This is a genomic window from Acetobacter sp., assembly GCF_022483985.1.
Classification (GTDB): domain Bacteria; phylum Pseudomonadota; class Alphaproteobacteria; order Acetobacterales; family Acetobacteraceae; genus Acetobacter.
The window spans coordinates 488,608-502,697 of sequence record NZ_JAKVME010000002.1 but is presented as its reverse complement, the minus strand read 5'-3'; the positions used below and the strand labels follow the sequence as shown (position 1 = coordinate 502,697).

Genomic DNA, 14,090 nt, shown 5'->3' with positions numbered 1-14,090 from the left:
AATGCAGGCTGCGCCCGAACATCCCCGGACGCAACATGGCCCGCCATCGCAACCCGCCCTTGCATTTCCCGTCGAGCCATCAGACCATACCCGCATGACAGGGTTCCCTGCCCACCCGTTTCCGCATCGCTCCCTCCCCGCCTGCGCTCCGGCGGGGGCCGACGGCTCTTTCGCCGGAGCGTCCGGCGTCAGATTTTCCGGCCATGCCCCGCATGGCGAATCCCGCCGCGATTCAGACCACCATCTCCACGCCATTCTCGGGCCGACCAATACCGGCAAGACGCATTTCGCCATTGAGCGGATGCTGGCCCATCCGTCCGGCATCATCGGTTTCCCGCTCAGACTTCTGGCCCGTGAGAATTACGAGCGTCTGGTCGCCCGCAAGGGAGCCTCCCGCGTCGCGCTGATCACCGGCGAGGAAAAGATCATCCCGCCAGACGCCCGCTGGTTTTCCTGCACGGTCGAAGCCATGCCCATCGACCGGCAGGTCTCTTTCCTCGCCATCGACGAAATCCAGCTCTGCGCCGACCCCGAGCGCGGCCATATTTTCACGTCACGCCTGCTGCATGCGCGTGGCACAGGAGAGACGCTGTTTCTTGGAGCCGAAACCATCGCGCCCCTGATGCGTCGGCTGGTGCCCGGGATCACCATCGACACCCGTCCGCGCCTGTCAGCCCTGACCTTCACGGGTCCGGCTCGGCTGGAAAAACTTCCCACCCGTTCGGCCATCGTCGCTTTCTCGGCCGCCGAACTTTACGCCATCGCGGAACTGATCCGCAGTCGGCGAGGCGGATGCGCGGTCGTCATGGGGCAGATGTCTCCCCGCACCCGCAACGCGCAGGTGGAGCTCTACCAGAACCGGGAAGTTGATTACCTCGTCGCCACGGACGCGATCGGCATGGGTCTCAACATGGACATCGCCCATGTCGCTTTCGCCGGTCTTTCCAAGTTCGACGGATCGCGCCGCCGCCCGCTCACAGCCTCGGAAGTCGCACAGATCGCCGGACGTGCCGGACGCGGCGCGAAAGACGGCACGTTCGGAACGACCGGACGCTGTCCGCCTGTCCCTGATCCCATGATCGAAGCTGTCGAAAACCATCAATTCGATCCGCTCGAACGGCTGGTCTGGCGGAATGACAGTCTGGATTTCTCCAGTCCCCGCGCCCTGATGGCCAGCCTGTCCGTGCCGCCCCCCCTGCGCGGGTTACAGGCCAGCGAGCCGACCAGCGATGCGCTGATTCTGGCTACATTGGCGCATGAACCCCAGATCATGGCTACCGCCACGGGCCGCGTCCGCACAAAGATGCTGTGGGACGTGTGCCAGATTCCGGATTTCCGGAAAATCGGAGAACGCAGCCACGCGCAACTCTGTAGCCGTGTCTTCAGCCTGCTGGTCGAGCAGCGTCGCCTGCCTGTCGCGTGGATGGAAGAGCAGCTTGGACGTCTTGACCGTGTGGATGGTGACGTCGACACACTGATGCAGCGTCTCGCCGGCATTCGTATCTGGTCCTACATCGCCAACCGGGAAAACTGGGTTACGAACGCCGCCATGTGGCAGGAACGGACCCGGATTGTCGAAGACAAGGTCTCGGACGCCCTGCATGAACGTCTGACCGCCCGTTTCGTGGACAGGCGCTCGGCGCACCTGATCCGGCTACTCGAAAATGAGAGCAATGCGCCGCTTCTCTCGGCGGTCAAGAACGACGGCGAGGTCATTGTCGAAGGACACCCTGTCGGCAGGATGCAGGGCTTTCAGCTTCATCTTGATCTGGACCTGCCGCAGTCGGATCGCGCCACCCTCGCCCGCGCCGCCCGACGCGCCCTGAAAACCGAAATTCCCCTGCGTGTACAGGCATGTCTGCGGGCCAGCGACGACGTTTTTTCGCTCAGTCACGAGACCGGCGACATCATCTGGGAGGGCACCAGAATCGCCCGTTTGAGCGCAGGGCGTGATGCGCTGCACCCGGCTGTCCTGTTGCGGGGTGACGATCTTCTGGATACCCGCCAACGGGACTGCGTCCGGGCGCGCCTGTCGGAGTTCGTCTCACGTCAGATCGCTCTGGAACTGGCTCCCCTTTTCAGGGCGCATGCCCTCGCGGCTGGCAGCGCCGACACACGAGGCGCGCTGCACGAGATGATGGAAGGGGCTGGACAGGCCCGCGCCCGCCTGCCGCTGAAAAAACACCATCCTCTGCATCGTCTCGGTGTGCGCTGCGCTCTGGGGTGGCTCTATCTCCCCGCCCTGCTCAAGCCCCGACCGATGAGATTCCGCGCTCTTCTTCTGGCCGTGCAGTCCGGCACCAAACCGGTAGAGCTACCGCCTCCCTCCGCGGTTTCTCTTCCGGTCGCGGCGTTTCCTTCCACTCTTTTCGATACGCTCGGATGGCCTGCGTGTGGTCCTGTCCGACTCCGCCTCGACATGGTGGAAAAGCTTGTCCGGACGCTCTCTTTCCGGACGCGGCAGAACAGTGTCGCTTTGCCGGAGCATTTTGCCCCCTGGCTCGGCGCAAAGACCGAGGATGTTCCTGCCATCCTCCGCACCTTCGGCCTGCGGCTGGAAACGCCCCGCCCGCTCCCGCCTGATGTGGCCGGTCCCATTCCGTTCTGGCTGCTGTCGCGGATTCAGAATGGTCGGAACAGGCCTCAGGCACATCCCGCACAGTCACGGCGACCCACGCAGGAAACGCCCTTTGCCGTTCTTTCGTCCCTGCTGGTCCGTGCGTCGGCCTGACTCTCTTTCGGGCTCCCGCGCATATGGGCCATTCGGCAACACCCGTGCGTTTTCCGCTCGAATGGCTTGCGTCTGCGGGAAATCCGCCCCATAGGTGCGCCTCAATATGCGGGCTGAGTTCCGACCGTCCGTTCCCACCCGGCTTTGACGCCTGTGTCAGGCCCCTGATAATCGGAGATGACGATGACCTACGTGGTCACTGAAAACTGCATTCGCTGCAAGTTCATGGATTGCGTGGAAGTCTGCCCGGTAGACTGCTTCTACGCTGGCGAGAATTTTCTCGTCATTAATCCTGATGAGTGCATCGATTGCGGTGTCTGCGAACCGGAATGCCCGGCTGAAGCCATTTTCCCTGACAGTGATGATCGCGCCACTTCATGGGCCGAGATCAACACGAAGTATGCCGCGCTCTGGCCCAACATCACCCGCAAAGGCACACAGCCTGCTGATGCCGAAGAGTGGAAAGACAAGCCTGACAAAAGAGAGCTTCTCTCTCCGGAGCCTCATAAAGACTGATCAGACGCCTTTCGCGTCCGCACGAAGCCTGCCCCATTCAAAGGGCAGGCTTTTTTTATGCCTGAAAGGGTCCGGGCATAGAAATTCACGCGCGCCTTTGTTCCAAACCGTGGTTGCGCGTAAGGACGACGCCATAAAAAAAGCCCTGCCCGAATGAACGGGCAGGGCTTCTCCAGACCATGCAACCAGCCGCCGAAGCGACCGGACTGATAATCTTTTTAGCGTGACATCATATGTGCGGCGGTGTTGTCCATGATGAACAGCGTGCCGACAATGAGGATCATCACGAAGCCGAGGGTAAACAGGAAAACCTTGTTATCCCAGGCCTGCTCGGATGTTGTGCTCATGTGCAGGAAGAAAATCAGATGAACGACCACCTGAATTACTGCCAGCACTGTGATCGCCGTCAGTGTCGCCGATGGTGAGAGGCTATGCCCCATCACCACGAGGAACGCCGCAGCGGTCAGGATAACGGCAAGAACAAACCCGATGATATACGAGGTTGCGCTACCGTGGCTTGAGCCCCCATGGGCTGAATGGTCGTTACTCATCAGATCATGCTCGCCAGATAGACATAGGTGAACACGCAGATCCACACGATGTCGAGGAAGTGCCAGAACAGGCTCAGCATGGTGAGCTTGTTCATCATACGCTCATTGATCGCGCTCACGCCGGAAAGCTGGATGATCATGACAATGATCCAGATCAGACCACAGCTCACATGAAGACCGTGAGTCGAAACCAGAGTGAAGAACGCGGACAGGAACGCACTGCGATCCGGACCGGCACCATCGGCGATCATGTGAGCGAATTCCTTGACTTCAAGGAACACAAACCCAAGACCAAGAAGGAAGGTCACGGCCAGCCACATCTGGACTGCCTTGATCTGACCCTTGTGAGCCGCGATCATGCCGAAACCATAGGTGATGCTCGAAATCAGGAGGAGCGCCGTTTCCAGCGCAAGCCCCGAAATTTCGAACAACTCCTTACCCGTCGGTCCGCCCGCAAACTGGTTGCGAAGGACCGCGAAGACGGCGAACAGCGATCCGAAGATGATGCAGTCCGTCATCAGATACACCCAGAACCCGAACACCGTCGGAAGTTCGTGGTGTTCGTGCTCTGCGTGCGCGTCAGAGAGAGTTGTATCGTGCGCCATTACTCAGCCGCCTGTGCCATAAGTTTGCGGGAGTGCTCGTTCTCGATCCGGGCAACTTCCTCGGCGGGGATGTAGTAATCAACATCCTGGTTCGCACTGCGTGCGATAACCGTCGCGAAAACACCCACGAGAGCGATCACAGCCAGCCACCAGATGTACCAGATCGCCGCAAAGCCGAGCACGAAGCTGAATGCGCCCACCAGGAAACCGGCGGCCGTGTTCTTCGGCATGTGAATCGGCTGGTAAGGACCACCTGCCCGACGGGTATCGATACCGTTTTCCTTGTCATGCCAGTAAGCATCGAGCTCATGGGCATGGGGAACGATAGCGAAGTTGTACGGCGGCGGCGGTGAGGACGTGGACCATTCCAGCGTACGACCATTCCACGGATCACCGGTCACATCGCGGTTTTCAGCCAGATTCATGTCACGGATCGAGACATAGAGCTGGATGACCTGACTTGCGACACCGCAGGCAATCATGACAGCGCCGACTTCAGCAAGCAGCAGCCACGGGTGCCACTGTGGGTTGCTGTAGTGGTTCAGACGACGTGTCATCCCCTCGAAGCCGAGAACGTAGAGCGGGAAGAACGCGAAGTAGAAACCGACGAACCAGCACCAGAACGCCCGCTTGCCCCATGTTTCGTTCAGCTTGAAGCCGAAGACTTTCGGGAACCAGAAGTTCATGCCGCAGACATAGCCGAAATACACACCGCCGATGATGACGTTGTGGAAGTGGGCGATGAGGAAGAGGCTGTTGTGCAGAACGAAGTCAGCAGCCGGAATCGCCATCATCACGCCGGTCATGCCGCCGATGGTGAAGGTGATCATGAAGCCGACGGCCCAGTACATCGTGGCGTGAAACTGGACGCGCCCCTTGTACATCGTGAACAGCCAGTTGAAGAGCTTAACGCCAGTCGGGATGGAGATGATCATCGTCGCGATACCGAAGAACGCGTTGACGTCAGCGCCAGCACCCATGGTGAAGAAGTGGTGAACCCAGACGACCAGGGACAGAACCAGAATCGCGCAGGTTGCGTAGACCATCGTCGTATAGCCAAACAGCGGCTTGCCGGAGAACGCCGGAACGACTTCAGAGAACACGCCGAATGCAGGGATAACGAGAATGTAGACTTCCGGATGACCCCACGCCCAGATCATGTTGAGGTAGAGCATCTGGTTGCCGCCACCGTCATTCGTGAAGAAATGCATCCCGAAATAACGGTCAAGGCCCAGAAGCGCCACAGCCACGGTCAGAACCGGGAACGAGATCATGATCAGCACGGAAGAGCAGAAAGCCGTCCATGTGAACACGGGCATCTTCAGCCAGGTCATGCCGGGGGCACGCATCTTGACGATGGTGACGAAGAAGTTGACGCCTGTCAGCAGCGTTCCGACACCCGAAATCTGAACTGCCCAGATATAGTAGTCGACACCGACACCAGGGCTGAACTGGCTTTCGGAGAGAGGCGGGTAAGCCAGCCAGCCGCACTGCGAGAACTCACCGATGAACAGCGAGACGTTGATCAGCGCGAAGGCGACTGTCGTCATCCAGAAGCTCAGGTTGTTCAGGAACGGGAACGCAACGTCGCGCGCGCCGATCTGAAGCGGCACCACGAAGTTGAACAGAGCCGTCATGAACGCCATCGCCATGAAGAAGATCATGATCGTGCCATGGGCCGAAAAGATCTGGTCATAGTGATGCGGTGGCAGATAGCCGGGGTTACCAGCGTAAGCCAGCGCGAGCTGGGTACGCATCATGATGGCGTCGGCGAAACCGCGCACAAGAGCAAGCAGCGCGACGACGACATACATCACCGCCAGACGCTTGTGATCAACGGAAGTCAGCCACTCTTTCCAGAGATAGCCCCATTTCCCGAAATAGGTAATCAGGCCGAGAACGGCGATACCCGCTACCGCGACGCCGATGAAGGTACCGATAAGGATCGGCACATCCAACGGGATATCCGCGAACGATAATCTCCCTAACATTTGGATCCTACTCCTTCATGTTCATGTCGGACATCGCGGACTGAACGTGGATCATCTTGCCCGTGCTCTTGTCCATGACCATGCCGTTATTGTACTTCGCCACGATCTGGTCGAAGAGGTTCGGCTCGACATGAGAATAGTATTTAACCGGCTCAGCCTCGCTGGGAGCAGCAAGACGCGGATAGGTCTGGTCATCCAGCTGATCGGATGAGGAACGCACCTTCTCGACCCAGGCCGCATACTGGTCCTGAGGCATCGCAAGCGTGCGGAACTGCATGTCAGAGAAGCCGCGACCGCTGTAGTTGGCCGACTCACCGAGGTAATCGCCAGCTTCCGTCGCCATCAGGTGAAGCTGCGTCTGCATGCCCGCCATGGCGTAGATCATCGAGCCAAGACGCGGAATGAAGAACGAGTTCATCACAGCATCGGATGTGATGACGAAGTGAACAGGCGTGTTCACCGGAATAGCCAGCTGGTTGACCGTCGCAATGCCTTCATTCGGGTAGATGAAGAGCCATTTCCAGTCCAGAGCAACAACTTCGACCTCAAGAGGCTTGGTGGTGGCTTCTGCTTCCAGCGGACGGTAGGGGTCCAGTGAATGGCAGGTCTTATAGGTGATGACCGCCAGAAAGATGATAATCAGGGTTGGAATACCCCAGATTGCTATCTCGATCTTGTTCGAGTGACTCCACTTCGGAAGATACTCGGCTTCCGTGTTGGACTCCCTGTACTTCCAGGCGAAGTAGCATGCCATGATGATTGTCGGGACAACCACAATGAGCATTGCGACCGTCGACTCAACGATCAGAGTTTTCAATTGGTCTCCCACCGGCCCCTTGGGGTCCAGGATGTCCCAGTCACATCCCGCCAGTGGAAGCACCGAAGCGAGACCAGCCAGCCGGGCTGCTCCCTTCAGGTACTTGTTTCTCATCGTACGTCCCTCGATTCTGACATACTTGTAGGTCTCTCTCCAACAAGGTCGTTCCGGATCACACCTGCCCACAGGCACAGGATCACTTCCGTCCGCGTTGCATTACAACGATTCAATAATCCCACAATTTAGTTATCACAATGCATCATACGCCTTTCTGTTTCGCCATTTACCGCCAAAAGCAGGCCGAAAGACCCCAAAGATAACATCACGTAATATTTCTATATATTTCATGCAGGCAGTGCGAGATCAATTTACCGCAACAAACCCGAACCTTCCCGTCTGTCTGCGTCTTCACAGAATTGCCATTCTTCCCAAGATTTTTCGAATAAGTGTTATTTTTTTGGATATGCCATGCATTATACGGGACGGACACGCTCACTGAGCGCGGCCATTCCCCGGGTCAAAAAAAACCCCGACCTCAGGAGGCCGGGGCAGAGTCGCACCACTCGGGAAAAATCAGAGAATGGTCAGTCGCTGTTGCTGCTGCGGGTTCCCATGAACTGCAACATGAACTGAAAGAGGTTGATGAAGTTCAGGTAGAGGTTCAGCGCATCGTAAACCGAACGCTTCGCAGCCCCTTCCGGCCCTTCATAGTAAGCGAACTGCGGATAGGTGATCTTGATCCGCTGCGTATCGAACGCTGTCAGCCCAATGAAGAGGAAGACACCGACCACACTGTAGATGAAGTAGAGGGCCGGGCTGCCAAGGAACATGTTCACCAGCCCTGCGATCATGAGGCCGATCAGGCCCATCATGAGGAAAGACTGAAACCGGATCAGATTGGCCCCGGTGGTGTAGGCCCACAGGGATGTCGCGCCGAAGGTCGCTGCCGTCACCAGAAAGACTCTGGCCACCGATACGCCGGTATATGTCAGAAGGATGCTGGAAAGACTGGCCCCCATCACCGCACAGAACAGCCAGAACAGGGACTGCACCGCCGAACGGGAGAGGCGGTTCACTCCGAATGACATGACCATGACAAAGCCCAGCGGCGCAATCATCGCCAGCCAGCCCAGCCCGGTTGGCGCGACCTGATAACCCTGAACATGGAAGAACAGGGTGCGCACGGATGGGATTTCCGCAATCAGATAGGCAACGAGCGCAGTGAGCAACAAGCCTGATGCCATCCAGTTATAGACACGGAGCATATAAGCCCGCAGCCCTGCATCCACAGTCGCGGACTGAGCTCCGGTGGCAAAAGGCGACGAACGAAAGTCGCGACTGAAGGACATAACCACTCCTTAAACTTTCAGATAACCTGACAGGCATCTGCCGATAACTCTGTACATATATATGTATCTGCGGAAGCACGGTTCAAGGACTGCCGGAGGAACCGCCTTCGCCGCCATTATAGAGCATCATCCAGACAAAAGGCGACTCTTACGATCAGGCCTCCTGAGCGACGCATCGGGAAAACATTACGGCTCAGCCATCGAAACGATTCTGTGACGCTCTCCTTCGCAGCATCGATACATCACCTTTCCGTGAGACTGTATCAGCCTGCTTTCCTCAGAAACCACTCGATATTTCCCTGTTTACAGGCTTTCCCGGCGCGCATGGAGAGCGGACCCATTGCGACATAGACCCGCTACAGCACGGGAAAGCGCAATTTTCTGTCCATTTTTTCATGTTATCAGACGCCATCACCCGTTGGAGCTGTGAGGTTGCCCCCCTCATTTCACGCATAGGCCGTAGTCAGATGACACGATTGACATCATTGGTTCATGTCGGCTGACTACGACACAACGGTAATTCCGCATTGATTTGCCGACTGAATCTGCAATCAGTGAGCATGAGGACTATAATTATGAGCCGTCCCTCAGCCGCCAGGAAGACTTCCTTTCTTGGCCTTCTCGCGGCAGGAACCATCCTGGCCGCGGCCCTGGGTCAGCCTACAGGCGCCGCACGCGCTGCTGACGATCAGGGAGCCACCGGAGAAGCGATCATCCACGCCGATGATCACCCGGAGAACTGGCTCTCTTATGGGCGAACCTATTCTGAGCAGCGCTACAGCCCGCTCGACCAGATCAATCGTCAGAATGTCGGCGATCTGAAGCTGGCTTGGTTCTACGAGTTTGACTCCAACCGTGGTCAGGAAGGCACCCCCCTGATCGTTGACGGCGTTCTTTTCGCCTCCACCAACTGGTCCAAGGTCAAGGCGCTGAAAGCCGACACCGGCGAACTGCTGTGGGCCTTCGACCCCAAGGTTCCCGGCAATGTCGCCGTCCGTGGATGCTGTGATACCGTCAACCGCGGCATCGCCTACTGGAATGGCAAGATCTATGTCGGCACCTTCGACGGCCGTCTGATCGCGCTTGACGCCAAGACCGGCAAAGTCGTCTGGAGCGTCAACACCATTCCCAAGGACGCCGCTCTGGGTAACCAGCGGTCCTACACCGTCGATGGCGCTCCGCGTATCGCCAAGGGCCGCGTTATCATCGGCAACGGTGGCGCCGAATTCGGCGCCCGTGGCTTTGTCTCCGCATTCGACGCCGAAACCGGCAAGCTCGACTGGCGCTTCTTCACGGTTCCGAACCCGAAGAACGAGCCGGACCATGCCGCGTCCGACAGCGTGCTGATGACCAAGGCCTACAAGACCTGGAGCCCGAACGGCTCATGGACGAAGCAGGGCGGTGGCGGCACCGTCTGGGATTCCATCGTCTATGACCCGCAGACCGACCTCGTCTATCTCGCCGTCGGCAACGGTTCTCCCTGGAACTACAAATATCGTTCCAACGGTATCGGCGACAACCTGTTCCTCGGCAGCATCGTGGCCGTGAAGCCGGAAACCGGCGAATATGTCTGGCATTTCCAGGCAACACCGATGGACCAGTGGGACTACACCTCGGTCCAGCAGATCATGACGCTTGATCTGCCGATCAATGGTGAAACCCGCCATGTCATCGTTCACGCTCCGAAGAACGGCTTCTTCTACGTGCTCGACGCCAAGACCGGCCAGTTCATTCAGGGCAAGAACTACGTCTACGAGAACTGGGCTTATGGCCTCGATCCGAAGACCGGTCGTCCGATCTACAATCCGGAAGGTCTGTACACGCTGAACGGCAAGGAGTGGTATGGCATTCCGGGTCCGCTGGGCGCGCACAACTTCATGGAAATGGCTTACAGCCCGCGGACTCACCTGATCTACCTTCCGGCACATCAGATTCCGTTCGGCTACAAGAACCAGTCCGGTGGCTTCAAGGCGCATCCTGACTCCTGGAACCTTGGTCTCGACATGACCAAGACCGGTCTGCCCGACACACCTGAAGCCCGCGCGGCCTACATGCAGGATCTGAAGGGCTGGCTGCTGGCATGGGATCCGGTCAAGCTGCAGGCGCAGTGGACCATTGAGCGTGCAGGCGGCTGGGATGGCGGCGTGCTGGCAACTGGCGGCGATCTGGTTTTCCAGGGTCTCGCAACCGGTGAGTTCCACGCCTATGACGCCACCGACGGCAAGGATCTGTTCAAATACGATCTACAGAGCGGCATCATTGCAAACCCGGTGACCTATAGCGTCAACGGCAAGCAGTATGTTGCGATCGAAGTCGGCTGGGGCGGCATCTATCCGATCTCCATGGGTGGCATGAGCCGCACTGCGGGATGGACGGTCAATCACTCCTACATCGCCGTGTTCTCGCTCGATGGCAAAGCCAAGCTGCCGACATGGAACAGTATCGGGTTCCTGCCTGTGAAGCCGCCGGCCGAGTTTGACGAGAAGACGGTCGACAAGGGCTACTTCCAGTACCAGACCTATTGCCAGACCTGCCATGGCGACAACGCCGAAGCTGGCGGCATGCTGCCGGATCTGCGCTGGTCCGGCGCAATCCGTCACAAGGACGCCTTCTACAACGTTGTAGGACGCGGCGCCCTGACGGCTTACGGCATGGATCGTTTCGACACGTCCATGACGCCTGACGAAATCGAGAGCATCCGGAACTACCTGATCAAACGTGCGACCGACACGTATGAGCGCGAGATTGAAGCTCGGAAAAATCCGAACCAGATCCCGACTGCTCCTGCGCTCGGCATCACCCCGTGAAATGGGAGACCGTGACAAATGGCATCCTTCCAACACAAGTACCGCGGTGGTGAAACAATGATCAAAGGACTTAAAGCTGCGTTTGGCGCAGCCGTGGTCGGGCTTCTCGCAGGGACGGCGCTCAGCGCCTCCCCTGCTCTGGCGCAGGCTGCCGACAGCGACCTGGTGACCAAGGGTGCTTACGTCGCACGCCTTGGCGACTGCGTTGCCTGTCATACAGCCCTGCACGGCACGGCCTTTGCCGGTGGCCTCCAGATCAAAACCCCGATCGGCGCAATTTATTCGACCAACATCACGCCTGATCCCAAGACAGGTATCGGCAACTACACGCTGGAAGACTTCGACAAGGCAGTGCGTCACGGCATCCGCAAGGATGGCGCAGCGCTCTATCCTGCGATGCCCTATCCAGCCTTCTCCCGCATGTCGGAAGACGACATCAAGGCGCTGTATGCCTACTTCATGCATGGCGTGAAGCCGGTCGATAAGCCCAATAAGCCCGTCGATATCTCATGGCCTCTGTCCATGCGCTGGCCGCTCGCTTTCTGGGGCAAGATGTTCGCTCCCGCTCCAAAAGCGTTCACACCGGCTCCGGGCACAGATCCTGTGATCGCACGTGGTGAATACCTTGTCACAGGTCCGGGACATTGCGGCATGTGCCATACGCCTCGTGGCCTTTCCATTCAGGAAAAAGCCTACGATGCGTCTGGCGGTCCGGACTTCCTGGCCGGTGGTGCGCCGATCGACAACTGGATTGCACCGAGCCTGCGCAGCGATCCGGTTCTGGGTATCGGCCGCTGGTCTGAGGATGATCTGGTTCAGTTCCTGCGCTCGGGTCGTATCGACCACTCTGCGGCATTCGGCGGCATGGCCGATGTGGTGGCATGGAGCACCCAGTACTGGTCCGAGGACGATCTTCGCGCCACGGCAAAGTATCTGAAGAGCCTGCCGGAAGTGCCTAAAGCCAAGGGCGACTACACTTACGATCCGTCCACAGCTCAGGCTCTTGATGCCGGCAAGACAGCGGGCCTGACCGGTGCCGATGTCTATGTGCAGCAGTGCGCCATCTGCCATCGTAACGACGGTGCCGCTGTAGACCGCATGTTCCCGCCGCTGGCCGGAAACCCTGTTGTCGTCTCGGAAAACCCGACCTCTGTCGCTCATATCGTGGCAGCCGGTGGCGTTCTTCCGCCGACCAACTGGGCTCCTTCCGCCGTCGCCATGCCGGGCTACCAGAAGATCCTGAACGATCAGCAGGTTGCTGACGTCGTGAACTTCATCCGTACCTCGTGGGGTAACAAGGCTCCCGCCAATGTGACGGCGTCTGACGTCTCCAAACTGCGCCAGACCAGCCAGTCTGTTCTGGACCGTCGTGCCTGGACAGATGAACCAACCAGCACCTCCAGCTGGGGCCTCTTCGGTCCGCAGCCTTATGGTGAGGGATGGACATTCTCTCCGGATACACATGCCGGTGTAGACAACCCGCAATAAGTCGGGACGCAGTCCTCGACTTTCTCGGGAAAGCCACGGAGAGAAATCTCCGTGGTTTTTTTTATGGCCGGGACATGTGAGGCATGGCTACCTGCGCTGTCTGTTTTAGATCAGGGAAGATCGTCAGATTTTTTCCATAGCGCCCCATTACCCCGCAAAAGACACGCTTGCCTTACGTGTCATGCCGAGAGAAGAAGCCCGTAAAAGAAAAGGGCGCCCGAGGGCGCCCCATCCGATTTCAACCATGCGAAGCTCAGAGAGATCAGTCCGCGCGGATCAATGTCCCGGACCCGGCACGCGTAAACAGTTCCAGCAAACAGGCGTGCGGCACACGACCATTCACGATGACAGCCGCCTTAGCCCCGGCCTGCACCGCTTTCAGACAGGTCTCGACTTTCGGGATCATACCTCCGGAAATCATGCCGGACTCAATGCCCTTACGGGCTTCCTCAGCGGTAAGCTCAGGAATCAGCCGCTTATTCTCATCCAGAACACCCGGCACGTCGGTCAGCATCAGCAGACGCGAGGCATGGATGGCTCCCGCAATCGCACCAGCCACGGAATCCGCGTTGACGTTGAAGGTCTCGCCATGATGGCCACCCGCAACCGGAGCAATGACAGGAATGAGTCCCGAACCTGAAAGCGCATAGAGCACCTGCGGGTTGATCTCGTCAGGATCACCGACAAAGCCGAGATCCAGCGTCTGCTCCGCACCTGTGACGGGGTCTCTCACTTTCCGCAGCAGCTTGCTGGCCTTCACCAGACCGCCATCCTTGCCGGAAACACCGACCGCCAGCGCACCCGCTTCATTGATCAGGGTCGCAACCTGCTTGTTGACGGAGCCGCACAGGACCATCTCGACAACATCAATCGCCGCAGCATCCGTGACGCGGAAACCATCGACGAAAGAGGACTTCACCTGAAGCCGCTCCAGCATCTGGTTGATCTGCGGTCCGCCACCATGCACCACAACCGGATTGATCCCCACCAGCTTCAGCAGGGCAATATCCTTGCCGAACGTCTGGGCCAGTTCGGGATCGCCCATGGCGTGGCCGCCATACTTCACGACGATGGTGTCACCGGCATAACGACGCAGGAAAGGCAGTGCTCCGGCAAGTGTCGCTGCCTGTTGCAAGGCGTCCGCCGTAGGAAGTCCCTGATCCGTCATTTCAACTCCACATGTCCGGAAAACATACCCCCGTCTGCCGGGGCCGGAGCAATCGGGGCACAGAAAA

At 58.5% G+C, this 14,090-nt stretch carries 10 protein-coding genes; 4 read left to right on the top strand and 6 right to left on the bottom strand.

The genetic code is table 11. The annotated features are described in order from the left end of the window. Positions 1–94: 94 nt before the first annotated feature. Together LKE90_RS13940 and fdxA are read left to right on the top strand one after the other, a co-directional pair. On the top strand, positions 95–2,731 hold the full coding sequence (locus tag LKE90_RS13940) for a helicase-related protein (protein WP_407066063.1): 2,637 nt from the start codon (positions 95–97) through the stop codon (positions 2,729–2,731). 183 nt (positions 2,732–2,914) lie between these two features. Then, a complete protein-coding gene (fdxA, locus tag LKE90_RS13935; protein ID WP_291491850.1) occupies positions 2,915–3,247 on the top strand; it encodes a ferredoxin FdxA in 333 nt (110 codons plus the stop codon). Between the two features lie 218 nt (positions 3,248–3,465). On the opposite strand, the gene cyoD is transcribed toward fdxA, so the two are convergent. The 5 genes from cyoD to LKE90_RS13910 all read right to left on the bottom strand — a co-directional run bounded on the left by cyoD (position 3,466) and on the right by LKE90_RS13910 (position 8,560). Then, positions 3,466–3,798, bottom strand: coding sequence for a cytochrome o ubiquinol oxidase subunit IV (gene cyoD / locus LKE90_RS13930; RefSeq protein WP_291491852.1), 333 nt, complete (start codon positions 3,796–3,798; stop codon positions 3,466–3,468). After that, a complete protein-coding gene (cyoC, locus tag LKE90_RS13925) occupies positions 3,798–4,403 on the bottom strand; it encodes a cytochrome o ubiquinol oxidase subunit III (RefSeq protein WP_291491853.1) in 606 nt (201 codons plus the stop codon). The genes cyoD and cyoC overlap by 1 nt, the downstream gene beginning before the upstream one ends. Further along, on the bottom strand, positions 4,403–6,394 hold the full coding sequence (gene cyoB, locus LKE90_RS13920) for a cytochrome o ubiquinol oxidase subunit I (RefSeq protein ID WP_291491854.1): 1,992 nt from the start codon (positions 6,392–6,394) through the stop codon (positions 4,403–4,405). The genes cyoC and cyoB overlap by 1 nt, the downstream gene beginning before the upstream one ends. 7 nt (positions 6,395–6,401) lie before the next feature. Further along, positions 6,402–7,325, bottom strand: coding sequence for a ubiquinol oxidase subunit II (cyoA, locus tag LKE90_RS13915; protein WP_291491855.1), 924 nt, complete (start codon positions 7,323–7,325; stop codon positions 6,402–6,404). A 470-nt stretch (positions 7,326–7,795) separates the two neighbouring features. Next, positions 7,796–8,560 (bottom strand): Bax inhibitor-1/YccA family protein, encoded by a 765-nt coding sequence (locus tag LKE90_RS13910; protein WP_291491856.1) that lies wholly within the window; start codon positions 8,558–8,560, stop codon positions 7,796–7,798. 575 nt (positions 8,561–9,135) lie between these two features. Between LKE90_RS13910 and LKE90_RS13905 the strand changes: the two genes are divergently transcribed. Continuing rightward, entirely contained in the window at positions 9,136–11,367 is a 2,232-nt protein-coding gene (locus LKE90_RS13905) for a PQQ-dependent dehydrogenase, methanol/ethanol family (RefSeq protein WP_291491857.1), read from the top strand. Between the two features lie 57 nt (positions 11,368–11,424). Further along, positions 11,425–12,855 carry a cytochrome c gene (locus tag LKE90_RS13900; RefSeq protein WP_291491858.1) on the top strand — a complete coding sequence of 477 codons (1,431 nt, stop codon included), beginning with the start codon at positions 11,425–11,427 and terminating at the stop codon, positions 12,853–12,855. Positions 12,856–13,117: 262 nt separating this feature from the next. Here the strand turns inward: LKE90_RS13900 and argB are convergent, their stop codons facing one another. Next, on the bottom strand, positions 13,118–14,023 hold the full coding sequence (argB, locus tag LKE90_RS13895) for an acetylglutamate kinase (protein WP_291491859.1): 906 nt from the start codon (positions 14,021–14,023) through the stop codon (positions 13,118–13,120). Positions 14,024–14,090: the final 67 nt, after the last annotated feature.